We start from the raw sequence: 20452 nt of genomic DNA on the forward strand, positions 1-20452 counted from the left end.
CTCGGTGACCAGCCACAAAAAAACCCGCTGCTTGCGGGTTTTTGTTTTTGCTTTTGCCGATCCGGCCAGCTTGCGTCAGATCGCATGCCGTTTGGCTTCCGGCGCAGGCGCATGCTCGAGTTCTAGTTCGCACGCCTCGGTGACGAGGAGGTCGTTGTCTTTCGCGAAGTTCAGAACGAAATCGAAGGCCATTGGCTCGATGTCGCGCAGCCGCGAATCGAGAATCACGCATTTGAGATCGCCGATCATGGTTGGCCGCACGTACAGCGAGTACTGCATATAGGCGTTCGGCCCCTTCCTCACGCCGGGCCCGAACGACGACATGACGCCCGCGAGCCGCTCCGACCAGTCGCTCGGCCGAAATCTTTTCCCGGTCGACGTAATGCCCTGAATGAAATATTCGATTGGAGCTGCTTCGGCCATGTAGAAATACCTGTGTGACTGCCCAGCGGACTGACGACCAACCGGCGACACCGATTGCACGCTCGAATTCACTGCAAGCGGCATGCACGGCGAGCGCTTGCAGCCACCTGCGACGTGCGTGGGACCTGGCGCTAACGCAACAATGACGAGCCGCACCACGAGAACCGCTGCGGCGAACCGGCTGAACCGCTCTGGCGCCTGTCATGACGGCCACGCCATGACGGACTTTCCGCGCCGCGCTAGCCGCGTTTCTTGATGCGAAACGCCGGCCTGCTGGGCTATGGGATAACCCTTAAATTATAGCGCAGCGGGCCCTTTTCCGCAGCGCACACAAGTGCCCTCCGATGACCTCGCGCAGCCCGACACAACGCCTTCTATTAGCTTTCTAATAGCTTTCACAGCCTTCCAGCTGACTCGTCAAACAGGGCGAAATCCTTTATGCTGGATTGAGTTACCACCAAACCGACGGCGGCGCAGTCCGGCAACCCTGCCGGGTGAGACCGCCGTATTTGTTTCATGACCGCCAAGAAAATTCGCCACTACCTGCAGTTCAAGGACTTCTCGCTGGAAGACTACGAGTACGTGCTGGAACGCGCGCGCATCCTGAAACGCAAATTCAAGAACTACGAGACCTATCACCCGCTGCATGACCGCACGCTGGCGATGATCTTCGAAAAGAATTCGACGCGCACGCGCCTGTCGTTCGAAGCCGGCATCTTCCAGTTGGGCGGCCACGCGGTGTTCATGAGCACGCGCGACACGCAGCTCGGCCGCGGCGAGCCGATCGAAGACGCCGCCCAGGTCATCTCGCGCATGGTGGACATCATCATGATCCGCACGTTCGGCCAGGACATCATTCAGCGCTTCGCCGAAAATTCGCGCGTGCCGGTGATCAACGGGCTCACGAACGAGTATCACCCGTGCCAGGTGCTCGCGGACATCTTCACGTACTTCGAACATCGCGGTCCGATCCGCGACAAGACGGTCGCGTGGGTCGGCGACGCAAACAACATGCTGTACACATGGATCGAAGCCGCGCAGATCCTCGGCTTCAAGCTGCGCCTGTCCACGCCGCCCGGCTACAAGCTCGACCGCGCGCTCGTCGCGGCGGAAAGCGCGCCGTTCTACGAGGAGTTCGACGACCCGAACGAAGCCTGCGCGGGCGCCGATCTCGTCACCACCGACGTGTGGACCAGCATGGGCTTCGAGGCCGAGAACGAAGCGCGCAAGAAGGCCTTCGCCGACTGGTGCGTGGACGCCGACATGATGGCGCGCGCGAATCCCGACGCGCTCTTCATGCACTGCCTGCCCGCCCATCGCGGCGAGGAGGTCAGCGCGGAAGTGATCGACGGACCGCAGAGCGTCGTGTGGGATGAAGCGGAAAACCGTCTGCACGTGCAGAAGGCGTTGATGGAATACCTGCTGCTCGGCAAGCTCAATCACTGAGCGGGCCGCTGACCAGGCACTCGCCGGGACTACGGTACAAAAAAAGGCGCCGGGAGGAAACTCCCGGCGCCTTTTTGCATTCGTCGGTGGTGAAACTCAGCGCCGCACGTCAGCGCGCATAGAGCGCACTTCCGCTCACAGGCAAACCGGCTCCGCCTCCAGCTCCACGCCAAATTGCTCGAACACTTCGTGCTGGATCGCCCGCGCCAGCGCCAGCACTTCCGTGCCGCTCGCGCCACCGCGATTCACCAGCACCAGCGCCTGGCGTTCATGCACGGCGGCCGCGCCCATCGCGCGGCCCTTCCAGCCGCATCGGTCGATCAGCCAGCCGGCCGCCAGCTTGACCCGGCCATCCGCTTGTGCGTACGACACGATTTCCGGCTCGCGGCGCTTCAGCGCCTCGAACTGCGCGGCCTCGATCACCGGATTTTTGAAGAAGCTCCCCGCATTGCCCAGTTCGAGCGGATCGGGCAGCTTCGCGCGCCGCACGGCGACGACCGCATCGAAAATGGCCTGCGCGGTCGGCTGCAGGGCCGCACCATCGGCTTCCAGTTGGCTTGCCGCGGGACCGCGCGCCGCCAGCTCACGGGCGAGATCCGCGTAGCCCGCGCGCGGCTGCCACGCCTTTGGCAAACGGAACGTGACCGACGTGATCACGAAGCGCTCGCGCCCTTCCCGCTTGAAAAAACTGTCGCGATAGCCGAACCGGCATGCATCGGCGTCGAGTTCGACGGCGTTGCCGGTCGCGAGCTCGATCGCCCTCAGCGATGCGAAGCGTTCGCAGATTTCGAGCCCGTACGCGCCGATGTTCTGGATCGGCGCCGCGCCGACCGTGCCCGGTATCAGCGCGAGATTCTCGAGGCCGGGCATGCCCTGGGCCAACGTCCACGCGACGAACTCGTGCCACGGCTCGCCGCCGGCCGCCTCGACATACCACGCATGCTGATCCTCGCGCACCACGCGGCGGCCGCGCAGCGCCACCAGCAGCACGAGCCCGGCGAAGTCGCCGGTCAGCACGACGTTGCTGCCGCCACCGAGCACGAGGCGCGGCAGGCCCGCGACGCGCGGATCGCGCACCGCAGCGGGTAGTTGCTCCTCACGCTCGATCAGGCACGCGAACTGCGCGCGCACGTCGAAGCCGAACGTGTTGTGGGCCTTCAGCGAATAGCCGGCCATGAGAGACGCGACGACGGGAGCGGCAAGAGCGGATTGGGGCATCGGAATGGCAACAGGGCAACAACGGGAAGCAACAGCAAACAACGAAAAACGACCAATACCGCGCCTGACTACACGAGCAGCGCCGCGCGGCGGCCTTGGGCAAAAGAGAGCGGCGTCGGTAAAATGACGTCCGGTCCGTGATTATAGCGAGTGCCTCGCGCGCAGCCGTCCGGCCGCGTCGCGCACTGCCGCACTATTGGGAGAAAGCAATGCCATCGTTTGACGTCGTCTGCGAAGCGAACATGATCGAAGTCAAGAACGCGATCGAGCAGTCCAACAAGGAAATTTCGACGCGTTTCGACTTCAAGGGGTCCGACGCGCGCGTCGAGCACAAGGAAAACGAAATCACCGCGTACGCCGACGACGACTTCAAGCTCGGCCAGGTGAAGGACGTGCTGCTGTCGAAAATGGCCAAGCGCAACGTCGACGTGCGCTTCCTCGACTACGGCAAGATCGAGAAGATCGGCGGCGACAAGGTCAAGCAGGTCATCAAGATCAAGAAGGGCGTGTCGGGCGATCTGTCGAAGAAAATCGTGCGTCTGGTGAAGGACAGCAAGATCAAGGTTCAGGCGAGCATTCAGGGCGACGCGGTGCGCATCACCGGTGCGAAGCGCGACGATCTGCAAAGCGTGATCGCGATGCTGCGCAAGGACGTGACCGACACGCCCCTCGACTTCAACAACTTCCGCGACTAAGCAGTACGGCGCGCGAGGCTTGCAACGCGGTGCGCTGCGCCGCGCACACAGTCTTCGAGCCGCTTCGCCTCAGGCCGGGCGATGCGGCTCAGCCCACTTCAAAGATCGTTGCCGGCCGCCGGACTGGCGGCCTTCTTTTTGTCGCCGATACGGCTCTCCTGCCCCTTCATCAGCTTCGCGATGTTGCCGCGATGGCGCCACACGAGCAGCAGGCTCATCACCAGAACCGCGAGCGCAACGATGCGCGGCCCGAACAGGAACACGTAGAAAAGCGGCGCGAACAGCGCCGAGCACAGCGCCGCCAGCGACGAATAGCGCGTGAAGAACGCGACGATGATCCAGGTCAGCAAGGTCGCGACGCCGAGCGTCGGGTTGATCGCGAGCAGCACGCCCGCAGCGGTCGCGACACCCTTGCCGCCCTTGAAGCGGAAGAAGACCGGATACAGGTGACCGAGAAACACCGCGAGCGACGCAATCGCGATCGAGCGCTCGTCGAGCCCGTAGCGTGCACCGAATTGCACGACCAGCCACACCGGCAGCCAGCCCTTGAAGGCGTCGCCGATCAGCGTCAGAATCGCGGCCTTCTTGCTGCCGCTGCGCAGCACATTGGTGGCGCCCGGGTTGCCCGAGCCGTACGAGCGCGGGTCGTCGAGACCCATCGCGGCGCTCACGATCACGGCAAACGACAACGAACCGATCAGATAGGCAACGACAGCGACGATCAGGTTTTGCATCTAGGACTCTTATAAGGATCGCGGTCTGACATTCGATACCCCAACCGCAACAGGGTACGCCCGTCGAAACGAGGCGGCGCACATTTTACCGAATGAGTCCGCGCGAAAAACATTCAGGCAAACGTCAACTCGCCCGTCGGCGTCAGTCCACGCTCGCGCACTGCACCGGCTTCGCCGCGAGCAGATCCGTGAGCACTTTCGGCTCGATGCTGACAAGAAAGCCGCGCCGCCCTCCGTTCAACCAGATTTTGTCCATCTCGAGAATGGTCGACTCGACATACACCGGCATCTGCTTGCGCGTGCCGAACGGCGAGGTGCCGCCGATCAGATAACCCGAATGCCGGTTCGCGACTTCGGGCTTGCACGGCTCGACGCGCTTCGCGCCGATCTGCCGCGCGAGGTTCTTGGTGCTGACGGTGCGATCGCCATGCATCAGCACGATCAACGGCTTCGCGTGCTCGTCTTCCATTACCAGCGTCTTCACGACATGATGCTCGTCGACACCGAGCTGGCGCGCCGATTCCGCGGTACCGCCATGCTCGACGTAGTCGTAAGGATGTTCGCCGAACGTGACGCCGTGACGGCGCAGCAGCTGCGTGGCGGGGGTTTCGGACACGTGTCTGGATTTGCTCATCGGCGCATTGTAATGGCGAGATTGCACAACGGCTATTTGCCAAACCGGCAATTGTGCGGGTTCGACGCTTGTGGCACGATCGTTCGAAATTATGCCGGCAGGGTGCGAAATCGTGCGCGCAGAGCTACGAATTTAGTCTTGCAACCAATTGCATGGGACCAGAGGAGGTAGCGTTGAACCAGGCTTCATCCATCCGTTCCACGATCGACATCCCCGCGCTGCTCGCCGCCCTACCCGCGCGCATCAGCGACATTCCGGTGCTCGCCGCCGCACGCGATCCGCGGCATGTCGCGCTGATCGAAGATGCGCGCCGCCTGACCAACGAGCAACTGCTAGAGGCCGTCGATGCCGCCGCCGCGCTGCTGCGCGAATGGGGCGTGCGCGGCGGCGATCGCGTGATGATCGTCGCGGAGAACAGCATCGCGCAGGTCGTGCTGCTGTTCGCGACCGCCAGGCTCGACGCGTGGGCGCTGGTATCGAACGCGCGCCTGTCGGCCGCCGAACTCGATTCGATCCGCGCGCATGCACAACCGCGCGTCGTCGCGTATGCGGTCGAAAGCTCGCCCGACGCGCGCCAGCAGGCTGAGCGTCATCGAGCGACACCGGCACCTGCGCTGTCGCCGAACATCGGCGCATGGTCATACGCGTTGGACGGCAGCGTGCAGGCCGAAGCGGTCGAAGCCGCCAGCGACCACCAATGCGCGGCGCTGATCTACACGACCGGCACCACCGGCGCACCGAAGGGCGTGATGCTGTCGCATCGCAATCTGCTGTACATCGCGGCCGTGTCGAGCCGGCTGCGCCAGGTCGGACCTGAAGACGTCGTCTATGCGGTGCTGCCGATCTCGCATGTGTACGGCTTCGCATCGGTATGCCTCGGCAGCCTGCATGCGGGCGCGACGTTGCGGCTCGCGCCGCGCTTCGTGCCGGAAGCGGTGCGCCGCGCCCTCGCCGACGAGCACGTGTCGATCTTCCAGGGCGTGCCGGCGATGCACGCGAAGCTGCTCGAACATCTGCACACGCACGGCCACGCATGGTCCGCGCCGCAACTGCGCTTCGCGTACTCGGGCGGCTCGCCGCTCGACGCCGCGTTGAAGTCGCAGGCAGAAACCGTGTACGGTCTGCCGCTGCACAACGGCTACGGCATGACCGAAAGCAGCCCGACCGTGTCACAGACGATGGTCGACGCACCGCGCGCCGATTGCTCGGTCGGCGAAGTCATTCCGGGCGTCGAAGTGAAGTTCGTCGGACTCGACGGAGTCGAAGCCGCGCCGGGCGAGATCGGCGAGCTGTGGGTGCGCGGCCCGAACGTGATGCTCGGCTACTACCGCAACCCCGAGCAGACCCGCGCGACCGTCACCGAGAATGGCTGGCTGAAGACCGGCGACCTCGCGCGCCGGGACGCGGACGGTGCATTGCATATCGTCGGGCGCAGCAAGGAACTGATCATCCGCTCGGGCTTCAACGTGTATCCGGCCGAGGTCGAGCACGTGCTGAACGCGCATCCGCAGGTCGTGCAGTCGGCGGTGATCGGGCGCGCGGTCGAGGGCAACGAGGAGGTGATCGCGTTCGTCGAGCTGATTGCCGGCGCCGCAGTCGCGCCCGCGGAGTTGATCGCGTGGTGCGGCGAGCGGCTCGCGCCGTATAAGCGGCCTGCCGAGGTGAAGGTGCTCGCGTCGCTGCCGGCCGCATCGACCGGCAAGATTCTCAAGCACCGGTTGCGCGAGTTGGTGTGAAGCGAGCGCAGGCCCGCGCGCTTCACACCGTGCTCAGCCGCGCGGATGATGCTGCGCGTGCAGCGATTTCAGACGTTCTCGCGCGACGTGCGTGTAGATCTGCGTCGTCGAGATATCGGTGTGGCCGAGCAGCAATTGCACGACCCGCAGATCGGCACCGTGATTGAGCAGATGCGTCGCGAACGCATGCCGCAACGTATGCGGCGACAACGGCGCATGCACACCCGCCGCCTGCGCGTGTCGCTTGATGATGTTCCAGAACTGCTGGCGCGTCATGCCTTCGGCGCGTGCCGTCACGAATAGCGCGTCGGCCGCGCGCGGGCCGAGCAGCGCCGGGCGCGCCTCGCGAAGATAGCGCTCGATCCACGCGTGCGCCTCTTCGCCGAACGGCACCAACCGCTCCTTCGAGCCCTTGCCGGTGACGCGCACGACGCCTTCGTTGAGTCCCACCTCGACGGTCTTCAGCGTGACCAGTTCGGTCACGCGCAAGCCGCTCGCGTACATCAGTTCGAGCATCGTGCGATCGCGCAAGCCGAGCGGCGTGCCGAGGTCGGGCGCGCCGAGCAGCGCTTCGACCTGCGCTTCGCTCAAGGTCGACGGAAAACGCGGCGGCTGCTTCGCCGAGCGGATGCGCAACGTGGGATCGGCGGCCGCGCGATGCTCGCGCACCGCCCACGCGTAATAGCGGCGAAACACCGACAGCCGGCGGTTCGCCGAGGTCGCCTTGTCCTTTTGCCGCGCCGCGCTGTAGGCGCTCAGGTCGGCTTCGGTCGCGGTGTCGAGTGACGCATTGCGCGTGTGCGCGAGCCATTCGCAGAACAGGCGCAAGTCGCGGCGATACGCGTCGAGCGTGTTGCGCGACAGGCCGTGTTCGAGCCACAGCGCGTCGCAAAAGGCGTCGATCGATGCGGCGCTGGTCAGCAGCAGCGGCGATACGGCGGCTGTGTCTTCGACGTGTTCAGCGGTATCGGGGGTCGTGCTCATACGTACGGCACACCTTCATGCGCGAGCAGCCAGCGCTTCACGTCGCGAAAGAAGCCATCGCCGCCATCGTGCGCGAAGCCGCCGATGCCGCTCGCACTCACCACGCGGTGACACGGAATCACGATCGGAAAGAAATTCGCGCCGCACGCCTGGCCGACCGCGCGCGGCACGCTGCCGAGCTGCTTCGCGAGTTGTCCGTAAGTCAGCACGACACCGGGCGGGATGTCGCAGATCGCCTGCCACACGCGCCGCTGGAACGCAGTGCCGCACACGGCGAGCGGCAGCTCGAACTTCGCGGACGCACTCTCGAAGTAACGCTCGATCTGCTCGGCCGCCTCGCGTGCGAGCGGCGTCTCGGGCGCGACGTTGCGCGTCGAGTCGGGCAGATAGACGATCTCGCGCACCGCCTCGCCTTCGAGCCGGATGCCGACCTTGCCGAACGGCGCATCGATCACTGCGTTGAACATGATTGCCTGCTCCTCTAGCGTGCCGGATTGCCGGCACCGAATTGCCACGACTTTACGCCGCTTCCAGCGCCCACTCCACATGCTCGCGCACGAGCGCCGACGGATCGTCGGCTCGCTGCTTCAACGCCCGCACGATCGCGTCGCGCGCATCGGCGTCGAGAGCTCCGGGCGCGGCGCGCAACGCGTTGCCCATGCCGACCGCGAGATTGCGCAGCCAGCACTCGTAGCCGATGCGGCGAATCGCGCTGCCCTGCATGCGCGTATCGAACTCCTGCGCGCTCCACGCGAACAGTTCGACCAGCGACGCGCGATCGAGCCCGTGCCGCACATCGAAATCGGCGACCGGTGCGGCCTGCGCGAACTTGTTCCACGGACACACGAGCTGGCAATCATCACAGCCATACACCCGATTGCCGATCAGCGGCCGCAGCTCGAGCGGAATGCTGCCCTTCAGCTCGATCGTCAGATACGAGATGCAGCGCCGCGCGTCGACCTTATACGGCGCGACGATCGCGCCGGTCGGACAGGCGCCGATGCAGCGCGCGCAGCTGCCGCAATGCGAGCCCGGCGTTTCGGGCGCGACCTCGGGCGAGATTTCGGCGTCGGTCGGCAGCGGGATGTCGACATAGATCTCGCCGAGGAAAAACAGCGAGCCGGCGTCGCGCTGCAAAAGCAAGGTGTGCTTGCCGCGCCAGCCGATGCCGGCCTTCTGCGCGAGTTCGACTTCGAGCACTGGCGCCGAATCGGTGAACACGCGATAGCCGAACGGCCCGGTCGCCGCTTCGATCCGGTCGGCGAGTTGTTGCAGGCGCTGACGCATCACCTTGTGATAGTCGCGGCCGCGCGCATAGATCGATACGACCGCCGTCGATGGGTCCGCGAGCCTCGCATGCTCGGCCGCGCGCCAGTCGCGCGCGCGGGGCGTCGCGCGTGAGACAGGTGGCGTTGCGTCTTGCGGCATGCTTTCAGGGGCGGCTTCATGCGCCCCTTCATACGCACCCTTGGCCACCTCACCTTCCAGCGTCCGCGCAGGCAAATAGGCGATGCGCACGGTGATCACGCGTCGCGTGCCGGCCACAAGCTCGGCGGGCCTCGCGCGTTTCATGCCGTGTTTGGCCATATAATCCATCTCGCCGTGGCACCCCGCTTCGAGCCATGCTGCAAGCGGCGCTTCGGCGGCCGACAGATCGGTATCGCTAATGCCGATCGCCCCGAAACCGAGTTCACGGCCCCACGTCTTGATGTCGAGCGCGAGCGCACGAAGCGCCGCCTCATCGAAACGGGACGTTGCATCAGAAGCTCGCACGGCATCATCGGCCGATGCGGGCGTGCAGGAAACAGGGGACTTCGGACTTCGGTTCATCACGTCATTTTACGAGAATGCCCGTCAATCCCGATCACGCGACCCTACCGTCCGCCCCGGTGCTGCTCGAACGCTCTTTCGCGCTCGCGGACGAAGCCGCGACGCAGACGTTCGGCGCGCGCTTCGCACAGGCGATCGAAAGCGTGCGCGCGGCCTCGCAGCAGGCGCAGTCAGCACAGCCCGGCGCCGCAAGCGACCTCGCATTCCACGGCCTGCAAGTCCAACTCGTCGGCGATCTCGGCGCCGGCAAAACCACGCTCGTGCGCGCGACCTTGCGCGGCCTCGGCCACACCGGCCGCGTGCGCAGTCCGACCTACACGCTCGTCGAACCGTATGTGCTCGCGCGGCCCGCTGGGGAACTCGCGCTCTATCACTTCGATCTGTACAGATTCTCCGATCCGGCCGAATGGGCCGACGCGGGCTTTCGCGAATATTTCGATAGCGGCGCCGTCTGTCTCGTCGAATGGCCGCAACGCGCGGGACCGCTGCTCGGCGTACCGGATCTCGTCTTCTCGCTCGGGCTCGTCGGCAACATGGACGCAAACGCGGACGCACGCGTACTCGTCGCACGCGCTTATAGCGAATCAGGAAAGGCATGTCTCGAAAGATGTTAATCAAACCGTTCCATTCGATCGAATCGGCAGCGGGCGCAACGCATAACTGGCGGCGCCGGCAGATCCTGCGCGCGGGCGCGTCGACGCTCGTGCTCGGCCTCGTCGCGCCGCGTCTCGCGTTTGCGAGCTCGGTGCTCGGCGTGCGCGTGTGGCCCGCGCGCGACTACACGCGCGTGACGATCGAATCCGATCAGCCGCTGCAGAACACGCAGCAACTGCTGCAGGGACCGGACCGGCTCGTCGTCGATCTGAACGGCCTCGATCTCGATCAGGCGCTCAAGGAACTGGTGTCGAAGATCACGCCGAACGATCCGCAGATTTCGTCGGTGCGGGTCGGGCAGTATCAGCCGCACGTGGTGCGCATGGTGTTCGACCTGAAGGGCTCGGTGAAGCCGCAAGTGTTCGCGCTGCCGCCGGTCGGCGCGTACAAGTACCGGCTGGTGTTCGACCTGTATCCCGCTGTCGCGCCCGACCCGCTGATGGACCTGCTCGCGCAGACCGAGCGCAAACAGCAGGCGCTCAACGAAGAAAACAGCGCGCCGCCCGCGACGCTGTCCGGCCCCAGTACGCCGCCGCCCGTCGACAACAGCGAGGCGTTCTTCGAGCATTACGCGCAGAACGGTGGCGCGGGTAGTGGCGCAGGCAACGGCGCCGCGGGCGTACCTCGTCCGCCCGCGCGTGGCACGCCGGCGCCGTCAGCGCCGGCGATTGCCGGCAGGCAGCCCACACCCTCTGCGCCGTCCGCGCCGCCGAGCGCGATCGCCCGCAACAAGGGTGGCAACGCCAATAGCAACAGCACCGCACGCGGCCTCGACAGCAACAACGACAACCTCGGCGAGAACGGCGACACCTACGCATTCACCACGCCGAAGTCGGGCCGCAGCAACACCGTGCGACTGCTCACCGTCGCGATCGATCCGGGTCACGGCGGCGAAGACCCGGGCGCGATCGGCGGCTCAGGCACCTACGAGAAGCACGTCGCGCTCGACATCGCGAAGAAGCTGCGCGCGAAGATCGACGCGCAGCCGAACATGCGCGCGATGATGACGCGCGACGCCGACTTCTTCGTGCCGCTGAACGTGCGCGTGCAGAAGGCGCGGCGCGTCGGCGCGGACCTGTTCGTGTCGATCCACGCGGACGCGTTCACGACGCCCGAGGCGAAGGGTTCGTCGGTGTTCGCGCTGTCGGAGCACGGCGCGTCGAGCGCGGCCGCGCGCTGGATGGCGAACAAAGAGAACTCGTCGGACCTGATCGGCGGCATCAACATCAAATCCGACGACGCCACCGTGAACCGCGCGCTATTCGACATGTCGACCACCGCGCAGATTCGCGACTCGATGCGCTACGGCAACTTCGTGCTCAAGGAGATCGGCGACATCAACAAGCTGCACAAGGGCTCGGTCGAGCAGGCCGGCTTCGCGGTGCTGAAGGCGCCGGACATTCCGTCGATCCTCGTCGAGACCGCGTTCATCAGCAATCCGGATGAAGAGCGCCGCCTGAACGACGACGCGTATCGCGACAAGATGGCCAACGCGATTCTGACCGGCATCAAGCGCTATTTCGCGGCGAATCCGCCGCTCGCGAAGAGCCGCATGACGTGATGTCGGCACGCACTCACCGCCTCCAGCACGTATTGGCGTTGGCTGGAATGATGAAATGCCGGCTCTCGCCGCGTGAAGCCTCTGATGGAGTCGCGCCGACGCCTGGCGAAGATCGGGAGGCCTGATACGGCGCGGTCTTTTTCGCATGAAGAAGCCCCGCGGACGGTCCGGGCACAGGTGCGTCCGGGCCGGTTTTCATTGGGAAGTTGCTTGAGCCGCGCACGCAAGCGTTTGAGCCACGCGGGCAGTTTGCCGTATCAGCGTGTCACGTCCGCCCAAGCCATTTCGCACTGATTGGTGTGGAACGCGCGGATCAAGCTCAGCGCTTCCGGAGCGTGTGCCTGGCTTGCGGGTAGCAGACGCCGCCGTACGCTGCCGCTGGCCCAACAGTTGCTCAGCGCGCCGGCATAAAGCGCTGCACGACCCAGCCGCCGAACACGTTGACCGCGAGCCCCGCCATCACGAGCAATGCGCCCGCGACCTGCATTGCCGACAATTGCTCGCCGAGCAGCAACGAAGCCGACGCGAGTCCGACGATCGGCACCAGCAGCGAGAACGGCGCGACCTGGCTCGCCGGATAGCGCGACAGCAGACGGCTCCACAAGCCATAGCCGACCAGGGTCGCGATAAACGCCAGATAGACGATCGCGAAGATCGACAGCGCGCTAATACCGGTCAGCGCGGCGGCAATCTCGCGCGGCCCCTCGAACACGAACGACGCCGCGAAAAATGGCAGCGGCGGAATCAGGCTGCCCCACACGACGAGTCCGACCAGATCGACCGTGCCGACCTTCTTCGTGACGATATTGCCGAGCGCCCACATGCACGCGGCGCACAGCGTCAGCAGGAATCCGACCAGCGACATCGTGTGGCCGCCTTGCAGACCGATCACCGCGAGCCCCGCCGCGGCGATCAGCAGACCCGCGACATTCGGCAATCGGAAGCGTTCGTGCAGAAACAGCGCCGCGAAAATCAGCGTGAAAAACGCCTGCGCCTGCAGTACCAGCGACGCGAGCCCCGCCGGCATGCCGACATACATCGCCGAGAACAGGAACGCGAATTGCCCGAACGAGATCGTCGCGCCGTAGGCGAACAGCCACCGCCACGGCATCTGCGGCCGCTTGACGAAAAACACCGCCGGCACCGCAGCGAGCGCAAAGCGCAGCGCGCCGAGCAGCATCGGCGGCACACCATGCAGGCCGACCTTGATCACGACGAAATTGACACCCCACGCGACCACGACGATCAGCGCGAGCAGCAAGTCCCTGGGCGACATCCAGGTCTCCAGTGAAATGGTTCGATCCGGCAGTGTAGCCGAGCCTGCGATCCCGGTTCATCGCGCCCGCTGATGGCGAGCGTGCACCGTTGCCGTCGGCCGCGCGCGACGCGCAGTAGAATCGTCCATTCCAGCTTTCTTCTTCCACTTTCACGTCGAGCCTGCCCATGACCTCCTCGATCAAAGCCGTCCTCACACCGCACGTACGCGACATCGGCAATCTGGCCGTGCGGCGCGTACTGCCGGCGATGGCGGCGCGCCTCGTCGGCCCGTTCATCTTCTTCGACCACATGGGCCCAGCAACCCTCGAACCCGGCACCGGCCTCGACGTGCGCCCGCATCCGCATATCGGCCTCGCGACCGTCACCTATCTGTTCGACGGCGCGATCATGCATCGGGACAGTCTCGGCTCCGAGCAGAAGATCGTCCCCGGCGACGTCAACTGGATGACGGCCGGGCGCGGCATCGTCCATTCGGAGCGCACGCCGGCCGAAGACCGCGCACGCGGCCAGAGAATTCACGGCATCCAGACCTGGGTCGCGCTGCCGCTCGCCGATGAAGACGCCGAGCCGTCGTTCGCGCATCATGCGGCGGCGACCTTGCCGGTCGTCGAGCGCAATGGCGTGATGCTGCATGTGATCGCGGGCACCGCGTTCGGCGCGGTGTCGCCGGTCGCGACGTTCTCGGGCACGCTGTACGTGGCCGCCGACTTCACGCCGGGCAGCGCGTTCGCGCTCGAACCGGAGCACGAGGAGCGCGGCGTATATCTGGTGGAAGGCGATCTGGAGATCGACGGCACCACGCTCGAAGCCGGCCAGATGGCCGTGCTCGCGCTGGACGAAACCGTCACGCTCGCGAGCACCCACGGCGCGCGCGTGATGCTGCTCGGCGGCGAGAAGCTAGACGGCGAGCGCTTCATCGAATGGAATTTCGTCGCGAGTTCACGCGAGAAGATCGAAGCCGCGAAGCTCGCGTGGACGAATCAGGAAATGGGCCACGTGCCCGGCGAAACCGAATGGGTTCCGCTGCCGCAGCGCAAGTAACGGCGCCCGGGCCGCACGCGCAGGACCGCATTGAAATCGCGCGATTCGGCCCCAGCTAGCCACAAACCGTTTCTATCGACGAGGACGCAATGGACACCACTCTGGCCACTTTCGAACAGGACGTCATCAAGGCGTCGATACTGGCCCCGGTGCTGGTCGATTTCTGGGCGCCGTGGTGCGGCCCCTGCAAGAGTCTCGGCCCGATGCTCGAAAAGCTCGAGGCCGAAGCCGCCGGCAAATGGAAGCTCGTGAAGGTCAACGTGGACGAGAACCACGAACTGGCCGCGCACTTCCAGGTGCGCAGCATTCCGCACGTGATCGCGTTCGCCGACGGCCAGGCCGTCGATCAGTTCATCGGCGTGCTGACGGAAGGACAGCTGCGCGAGTTCCTCGACCGGCTCGTGCCGCAGGGCGCGCCGGGGGCGCGCATCGAAGCGCAAACCGCGCTCGCCGAAGGCCGCCGCGACGACGCCTACGACCTGCTGCAAGCGGCGCTCGCGTACGACCCGGGCTTCGACGACGCGCGCATGGACCGCATCGAGTTGCTGCTCGAAGACAACCGCATCGACGAGGCGCGCAACGAAGTCGATCTGCTGTCGCCGAAAACCACGCAAGGCATCGACGCGCGTTTCAACGCGATCAAAACCAGGCTCGACGCGGTGGACGCCGCCGCGGACCTGCCGCCCACCGATGCGCTCGAAGCGCGCGTCGCGGGCAATCCCGACGATCTCGAAGCGCGCTTCGATCTCGCGAATGCGTTTATCGCGCGGCACAAATATGCGCAGGCGCTCGAACATCTGCTTGCGATCGTGCAGCGCGACCGCGGGTTCCGCGAAGATATCGGCCGCAAGACGATGTTGTCGGTGTTCGATCTCGCCGCGCATCAGCCGGAGCTGGTGGCGCAGTGGCGGCGCAAGCTGAGCGCCTCGTTGAACTGATCGTTTGCGATGTTTTGCCCCGATGGCGGCCTGGGTCGGAGCGGTTGAAACCGTCGCCCAGGCTGTCACCTAAACCGTCGCCTTCTTCGCCAGCTCCCGCAACACATACGCCGCGGCCGCGAAACCAAAGCTCGCGGTCACACACACGCTCGATCCAAACCCCGCGCAGTTCAAGCCGACCGGCCCCGTATGTCCGGGCGACGTGCTCACGTGCTCGGCTTCTTCATCGATATCGCAAACGGCCGCTTCCGGATAGATCAGCGGCTCGTCGGAATACACGGCGCTCACCTTGAACTTCGCTTTCGGCCCGCGCGGAAAGCCGTGCTGCTTGCGCAACTGCCCGCGCACCTTCGACAGCAGCGGGTCCTGGATCGTCAGCGCCAGATCGTCGATGCGGATACGCGTCGGGTCGAGCTGACCGCCCGCCCCGCCGACCGTGATCAGCGGCTGCTTGCGCTCGACGCACCACGCGATCAGCGCGGTCTTCGTGCGCACGCTGTCGATCGCGTCGATCACATAGTCGAAACCGCCGCCGAGCGTCGCCGCGAAATTGTCCGGCTCGACGAAGTCTTCGATCAGGCGCACGTCGCAGTACGGATTGATCGCCTTGATGCGCTCGGCCATCGCTTCGACCTTCGGTTTTCCGTAGTTGCCGTCGAGCGCGTGAATCTGCCGGTTAGTGTTGCTTTCCGCGACGTTGTCCAGATCGATCAGCGTCAGCGTGCCGAGCGCGCTGCGCGCAAGCGCCTCCGCGACCCACGACCCCACCCCGCCGATGCCGATCACCGCGACGTGCGCACCCTCGAACGCGGCGAGCGCGGGCGCGCCATACAGACGGGCGATGCCGCCGAACCGGCGGGCGCGGTCGGCGGTTTCGTTCGCGTCGAGGCTGGTAGTAAGATCGGATTGCGCGGTGGTGCTGGACATGATGGCAGGGCTCGAAAACACAGGCGGAAAGTAACAGGCGGCGGCGCATTGGCAATTCGCTTTGGCCAATCTGGCGCGCAGCCCGTATTTTGCCTTAACACGTGAAGGCAGCCGCGCAGGACCCCGAGCCGCGACCCAACGTTGCAGGCCTGGCGCTCGCAACATGCGGCCGCCATACGTTGATCCGCTCGCGCGCAAAAACCCGGCGCCTTAGCTATACTTGGCCCACTGTAGCGTTCGCATAAGAACATGATCTCACTCGCCGAGCTTCGGAAAAACTACTCGCTAGGCTCACTGGACGTTGCCGACGTCAACCACGATCCGTTCCGTCAATTCGACACGTGGTTCCAGCAGGCCATCGACGCCAAGCTGCCCGAGCCGAATGCGATGACGCTTGCCACGGTCGACGCGCGCGGCCGGCCTTCGGCACGCATCGTGCTCATCAAGGGCGTCGACGAGCGTGGTTTCGTGTTCTTCACCAACTACGAAAGCCGCAAGGGCCGCGAACTGAGCGCGAACCCCTACGCGAGCCTGCTGTTTCACTGGATCGAACTCGAACGCCAGGTGCGCATCGAGGGCCGCGTCGTCAAAACGAGCGAGGCAGAAAGTGACGCGTATTTCGCATCGCGTCCGCTCGGCTCGCGGATCGGCGCATGGGCATCGAATCAGAGTCAGGTAATTGAAAGCCGCTCGCAGCTCGAAGTACGCGAACGCGAAATCAGCCTGCAATACGGCGAAAATCCTCCGCGTCCGCCGCACTGGGGTGGCTACCGTCTGGTGCCCGACGCGATCGAATTCTGGCAGGGGCGGCCATCGCGGCTGCACGATCGTCTGCTTTATACGCGCGCGGAACATAGCGCGAACTGGCTGATCGCACGCCTGCAACCCTGACCGGACGATGCTGGGACGAATGACGCCGGCCGCGCCGCCATCGTAGCGGCGTGCGTCGGCGGGATTGCGTTGCGCGGCCCGCGGAATGCGCCGCACGCTGTCGCGATCCACATAGCTTTGCTTTAAATCAACGAACACGGAGAGATCACATGTTCTGGGAGAAAAAGCTGGCGCAGTGGGTTGAAGATGTCAAAAGCACAGCTAACCTGCCCGCACGCCTCGTGCTGTGGGACGGTCAGCAACACGACTTCGGGCAGTTCGCCGCGCCCCAGGTCACGCTACACGTGAAGAGCGCAACCGCGCTGCCCTACCTGCTCGAACCGAGCCTCGACAATCTTGGCGAAGCCTATGTCAAAGGCAAGATCGACATCGAGGGCAAGCTGTCGGACATCATCAATATCGGCTATCAGCTCGCGCGCAGTACCGTAACGAGCGCCGGCAAGCTCGCGCGCGTGCGGCGCTACTTCAATCATTCGAAGACGTCGGATAAGAAAGCCATTCAGTACCACTACGACGTGTCGAACGAGTTCTACAAGCTGTGGCTCGACGAGAACATGGTCTACTCGTGCGCGTACTTCGAGACCGGCACCGAAGACCTCGCGACCGCGCAGCTGAAGAAAATCGATCACATTCTGACCAAAATCCAGTTGCAGCCCGGCCAGCGTCTGCTCGACATCGGCTGTGGCTGGGGTGCACTCGTGCTGCGCGCCGCGCAGAAGTTCGGCGCGAAGTGCGTCGGCGTCACGCTGTCGCAGAACCAGTTCGATCTCGCCACCGCGCGCGTCAAAGCGGCCGGGCTCGAGAACCAGATCGAAATCCGCCTGCAGGACTATCGCGACATCCCGGGGCAGTTCGACCGCATCACGAGCGTCGGCATGTTCGAGCACGTCGGCCGCAAGAACCTGCCCGGCTATTTCCAGAAGATCCATGATCTGCTCGCCGACGACGGCATCGCGATGAACCACGGCATCACGTCGAGCGACGCCGACAGCGGCGAAACCGCGCTCGGCGGCGGCGAGTTCATCGACCGCTACGTGTTCCCGGACGGCGAGCTGCCGCATATCAGCCTCGCGCTCGAATCGATGCAGCGCGGCGGACTCGAACCGATTGACGTCGAAAGCCTGCGCCGTCACTATGCGCACACGCTCGACATCTGGGCGGAAAATTTCGAAGCCCACGCGGATCAGGCGCGCAAGCTCGTCGACGACGAAAAATTCCGCATCTGGCGCGTGTATCTGGCCGGCTGCGCCTATGCGTTCGAAAACGACGACGTGTCGATCTTCCAGGTGGTGTGCCGCAAAGCCGGCCGCAGCGCGAAAACCCTGCCGTGGTCGCGCCGCTACATGTACGAAAAACCGCTGTGACCGTGCCGTGACCGGTTGCGCCGCGGCGGCGTGCATGAAGCGCGCGCCGCGGCGCAATTCTGATCAACAGCAGGCCGGACATTGATGGACCACAGCAGGACGAGTGACATTGAAAAGCCGTTGAACGGCAAGAACGGCAGCGCGGACGATGCGGCGCACGACGCCACGCAGCAGTTCGATCTGTTCGGGATGCCGGTCGAGGCTGCGGCAGAAGCGCCGGCCATGTCCACGAGCGAGGCCGATTCCATCGCGAGCACTGCCGCGCAGCCAGAGCGCAAGCGCGCGCCGAAAACCGCAAAAGCAAACGCCGCCGCGTCGCTGTTCGAAGACGACGCCGCGCCCGACAGCCCCGCTGCTGAACCAGCCTCCGCACCCGCCGCCACCGACGCCCCGAAAAAACGCCGCGGCCGCGACGTGCTCGCCGCGCCGCCGTCGCCCGAATTGCTCGCGCTTGCGGCGCAATTGCCGCCGCAGATCCATCTCGGCACGTCGACATGGTCGTTCCCGGGCTGGAGCGGCATCGTCTATGGCGACAACTACAGCAACAGCAAACTGTCGCGCGAGGGCTTGAGCGCGTACGGCGCGCATCCGCTGCTGAAGACGGTCAGCATCGACCGCTCGTTCTACCAGGCGCTGACGGTCACCGAATACCTGCGCTACGCGCAGCAGGTGCCCGAGCACTTCCGCTTCATCGTCAAGGCGCCGATGACGATCACCGACGCCACCGTGCGCGCCGAGCGTGGCGAGCCGGTGTCGCTGAACCCGTGCTTCCTGAACGCGCAGATGGCGATCGACGATTTCGTCACGCCCTGTGTCGAAGGCCTCGGTGCAAAGGCCGGCGCGCTGGTGTTCCAGTTCTCGCCGCTGCCGGATCAGATGCTCGCGCAGCCGGCGGTGTTCATCGAGCGTCTGGGAGAGTTTTTCGGCGCGCTGCCGAGGCTGCCCGACGGCAGTTGCTATGCGGTCGAGATTCGTGACGCGAGCCTGCTCACGCCACGCTTCATCCGCATGCTGAAGACGGCAGGCGTGCGCTACTGCGTCGGCATTCATGCGCGGATGCCCGATCCGCTGCGCCAGGCCGCGGCGCTCGCGCTGCTCGACGGCGAGCCGGCCGGTCCGCTGATCGTGCGCTGGAGCCTGCACGGCGGCTTCAAATACGAACAGGCGAAAGCGAAGTACGAGCCGTTCAACCAGCTGGTCGACGAAGACCCGGCGACCCGCGCGTCGCTCGCCGAACTGGCCGCGCGCTACGCGCTCGCCGGCCAGCCGGTGGTGATCGCGGTCAACAACAAGGCGGAAGGATCGGCGCCGCTCAGCTGCGTGAAGCTGGCCGAAGAGATCGTCGAAGCCTGTGTGCGTGTCACTCAGGGACGCGGGAATAGTGGCGCTGGCGCTGATGATGCGCGATCGCAGGCACAGGAACCGCAGTGACGAACAGCAGCCGGCGGCCATGCGTATCCGCCCGCTGCCGACTCCGATCCTCGCGCTGCGCCGTTAGCCCGCCTTGATCCGATGCGCGAACTTCTGGCGGAATTTCGCGACCTTCGGCGCGACCACGAACGAGCAGTAGCCCTGATTCGGATGCTGCGCGAAATAGTTCTGGTGGTAAGCCTCGGCGGGCCAGTAATTGTCGCCGAGCGGCAGCACCTCGGTCACGATCTTGCCGTCGTAGATGCCCTGTTCGCCGATCTCGCGAATCGCCTGCAGCGCGGTTTCGCGCTGCGCATCGGAATGCGTGAAGATCACCGAGCGGTATTGCGTGCCGACGTCGTTGCCCTGCCGGTTCACCTGGGTCGGATCGTGGATTGCGAAGAAGATGTCGAGAATCTCGCGATAGCTGATCTTCGCCGGATCGAAGTCGACCTTGACCACTTCCGCGTGACCGGTGTCGCCGTCGCAGACCTGCTCGTAGCTCGGACGGCGCGTATGACCGCCCGCGTACCCCGACTCCACCGCATTGACGCCCTCGACGTCCAGATACACCGCTTCGAGGCACCAGAAACATCCACCGCCGAGCGTTGCCGTCTCGTTCATACGCTTCACCCCAGGATCAGATCCACACAATGATCGGCAGTCGGCCTGCGTAGCGCCGCCGGGT

Annotated in this window: 20 protein-coding genes; 10 read left to right on the plus strand and 10 right to left on the minus strand. The window is 65.1% G+C overall.

Going from position 1 to position 20452, the window contains the following annotated elements:
- Nucleotides 1–75: 75 nt before the first annotated feature.
- The gene (locus tag ACLFKU_RS06330) at nt 76–423 is read right to left on the minus strand and encodes a DUF3579 domain-containing protein (protein WP_368584755.1); all 348 of its coding nucleotides are present in this window, start codon (nt 421–423) and stop codon (nt 76–78) included.
- 516 nt (nt 424–939) lie between these two features.
- On the opposite strand from ACLFKU_RS06330, the gene argF reads away from it, so the two are divergent.
- Complete coding sequence (gene argF, locus ACLFKU_RS06335; protein WP_013090355.1) at nt 940–1869, plus strand: ornithine carbamoyltransferase; 930 nt, start codon at nt 940–942, stop codon at nt 1867–1869.
- A gap of 135 nt (nt 1870–2004) precedes the next feature.
- Here argF and murB read toward each other — a convergent pair whose 3' ends face one another.
- On the minus strand, nt 2005–3045 hold the full coding sequence (gene murB, locus ACLFKU_RS06340; protein ID WP_410848534.1) for a UDP-N-acetylmuramate dehydrogenase: 1041 nt from the start codon (nt 3043–3045) through the stop codon (nt 2005–2007).
- A gap of 251 nt (nt 3046–3296) precedes the next feature.
- Here murB and ACLFKU_RS06345 point away from each other — a divergent pair, with 251 nt between their 5' ends.
- Nucleotides 3297–3782 carry a YajQ family cyclic di-GMP-binding protein gene (locus ACLFKU_RS06345; protein ID WP_018421633.1) on the plus strand — a complete coding sequence of 162 codons (486 nt, stop codon included), beginning with the start codon at nt 3297–3299 and terminating at the stop codon, nt 3780–3782.
- Between the two features lie 98 nt (nt 3783–3880).
- On the opposite strand, the gene plsY is transcribed toward ACLFKU_RS06345, so the two are convergent.
- Nucleotides 3881–4516, minus strand: a complete 636-nt coding sequence (gene plsY / locus ACLFKU_RS06350; protein WP_368584753.1) for a glycerol-3-phosphate 1-O-acyltransferase PlsY — start codon at nt 4514–4516, stop codon at nt 3881–3883.
- A gap of 142 nt (nt 4517–4658) precedes the next feature.
- The gene (ybaK, locus tag ACLFKU_RS06355; protein ID WP_184226397.1) at nt 4659–5150 is read right to left on the minus strand and encodes a Cys-tRNA(Pro) deacylase; all 492 of its coding nucleotides are present in this window, start codon (nt 5148–5150) and stop codon (nt 4659–4661) included.
- Nucleotides 5151–5302: 152 nt separating this feature from the next.
- Between ybaK and ACLFKU_RS06360 the strand changes: the two genes are divergently transcribed.
- The gene (locus tag ACLFKU_RS06360; protein ID WP_410848535.1) at nt 5303–6886 is read left to right on the plus strand and encodes a class I adenylate-forming enzyme family protein; all 1584 of its coding nucleotides are present in this window, start codon (nt 5303–5305) and stop codon (nt 6884–6886) included.
- Nucleotides 6887–6919: 33 nt separating this feature from the next.
- Here ACLFKU_RS06360 and xerD read toward each other — a convergent pair whose 3' ends face one another.
- The 3 genes from xerD to queG are packed head-to-tail and all read right to left on the minus strand — an operon-like array spanning nt 6920 to nt 9700.
- Nucleotides 6920–7870: a site-specific tyrosine recombinase XerD gene (gene xerD, locus ACLFKU_RS06365; RefSeq protein ID WP_410848536.1), complete on the minus strand. Its 951-nt coding sequence runs from the start codon at nt 7868–7870 to the stop codon at nt 6920–6922.
- The gene (locus tag ACLFKU_RS06370; protein WP_368584749.1) at nt 7867–8337 is read right to left on the minus strand and encodes a methylated-DNA--[protein]-cysteine S-methyltransferase; all 471 of its coding nucleotides are present in this window, start codon (nt 8335–8337) and stop codon (nt 7867–7869) included. The genes xerD and ACLFKU_RS06370 overlap by 4 nt, the downstream gene beginning before the upstream one ends.
- Before the next feature lie 52 nt (nt 8338–8389).
- Nucleotides 8390–9700: a tRNA epoxyqueuosine(34) reductase QueG gene (queG, locus tag ACLFKU_RS06375; RefSeq protein WP_368584748.1), complete on the minus strand. Its 1311-nt coding sequence runs from the start codon at nt 9698–9700 to the stop codon at nt 8390–8392.
- Between the two features lie 17 nt (nt 9701–9717).
- On the opposite strand from queG, the gene tsaE reads away from it, so the two are divergent.
- Nucleotides 9718–10314, plus strand: coding sequence for a tRNA (adenosine(37)-N6)-threonylcarbamoyltransferase complex ATPase subunit type 1 TsaE (tsaE, locus tag ACLFKU_RS06380; RefSeq protein ID WP_410848537.1), 597 nt, complete (start codon nt 9718–9720; stop codon nt 10312–10314).
- A complete protein-coding gene (locus tag ACLFKU_RS06385) occupies nt 10308–11915 on the plus strand; it encodes an N-acetylmuramoyl-L-alanine amidase (protein ID WP_410848538.1) in 1608 nt (535 codons plus the stop codon). Before tsaE ends, ACLFKU_RS06385 begins: the two co-directional genes overlap by 7 nt.
- Nucleotides 11916–12309: 394 nt before the next feature.
- Here ACLFKU_RS06385 and ACLFKU_RS06390 read toward each other — a convergent pair whose 3' ends face one another.
- Nucleotides 12310–13191: an EamA family transporter gene (locus tag ACLFKU_RS06390; protein WP_368584745.1), complete on the minus strand. Its 882-nt coding sequence runs from the start codon at nt 13189–13191 to the stop codon at nt 12310–12312.
- Nucleotides 13192–13358: 167 nt separating this feature from the next.
- On the opposite strand from ACLFKU_RS06390, the gene ACLFKU_RS06395 reads away from it, so the two are divergent.
- Nucleotides 13359–14234, plus strand: a complete 876-nt coding sequence (locus tag ACLFKU_RS06395; RefSeq protein ID WP_410848539.1) for a pirin family protein — start codon at nt 13359–13361, stop codon at nt 14232–14234.
- An 89-nt stretch (nt 14235–14323) separates the two neighbouring features.
- Nucleotides 14324–15172 carry a thioredoxin gene (gene trxA, locus ACLFKU_RS06400; protein ID WP_368584743.1) on the plus strand — a complete coding sequence of 283 codons (849 nt, stop codon included), beginning with the start codon at nt 14324–14326 and terminating at the stop codon, nt 15170–15172.
- A gap of 69 nt (nt 15173–15241) precedes the next feature.
- On the opposite strand, the gene tcdA is transcribed toward trxA, so the two are convergent.
- Nucleotides 15242–16099: a tRNA cyclic N6-threonylcarbamoyladenosine(37) synthase TcdA gene (gene tcdA / locus ACLFKU_RS06405; protein ID WP_410848540.1), complete on the minus strand. Its 858-nt coding sequence runs from the start codon at nt 16097–16099 to the stop codon at nt 15242–15244.
- A 249-nt stretch (nt 16100–16348) separates the two neighbouring features.
- Here tcdA and pdxH point away from each other — a divergent pair, with 249 nt between their 5' ends.
- The 3 genes from pdxH (at nt 16349) to ACLFKU_RS06420 (ending at nt 19785) form a co-directional block, all read left to right on the plus strand.
- Complete coding sequence (pdxH, locus tag ACLFKU_RS06410; RefSeq protein WP_410848541.1) at nt 16349–16990, plus strand: pyridoxamine 5'-phosphate oxidase; 642 nt, start codon at nt 16349–16351, stop codon at nt 16988–16990.
- A 149-nt stretch (nt 16991–17139) separates the two neighbouring features.
- On the plus strand, nt 17140–18354 hold the full coding sequence (locus ACLFKU_RS06415; RefSeq protein ID WP_368584741.1) for a class I SAM-dependent methyltransferase: 1215 nt from the start codon (nt 17140–17142) through the stop codon (nt 18352–18354).
- A gap of 84 nt (nt 18355–18438) precedes the next feature.
- Nucleotides 18439–19785, plus strand: a complete 1347-nt coding sequence (locus ACLFKU_RS06420) for a DUF72 domain-containing protein (protein ID WP_410848542.1) — start codon at nt 18439–18441, stop codon at nt 19783–19785.
- A gap of 63 nt (nt 19786–19848) precedes the next feature.
- On the opposite strand, the gene msrA is transcribed toward ACLFKU_RS06420, so the two are convergent.
- Nucleotides 19849–20388: a peptide-methionine (S)-S-oxide reductase MsrA gene (gene msrA, locus ACLFKU_RS06425; RefSeq protein WP_018437807.1), complete on the minus strand. Its 540-nt coding sequence runs from the start codon at nt 20386–20388 to the stop codon at nt 19849–19851.
- Between the last annotated feature and the right edge of the window lie 64 nt (nt 20389–20452).

Source organism: Paraburkholderia sp. EG304 (assembly GCF_046543485.1).
GTDB lineage: Bacteria > Pseudomonadota > Gammaproteobacteria > Burkholderiales > Burkholderiaceae > Paraburkholderia > Paraburkholderia youngii.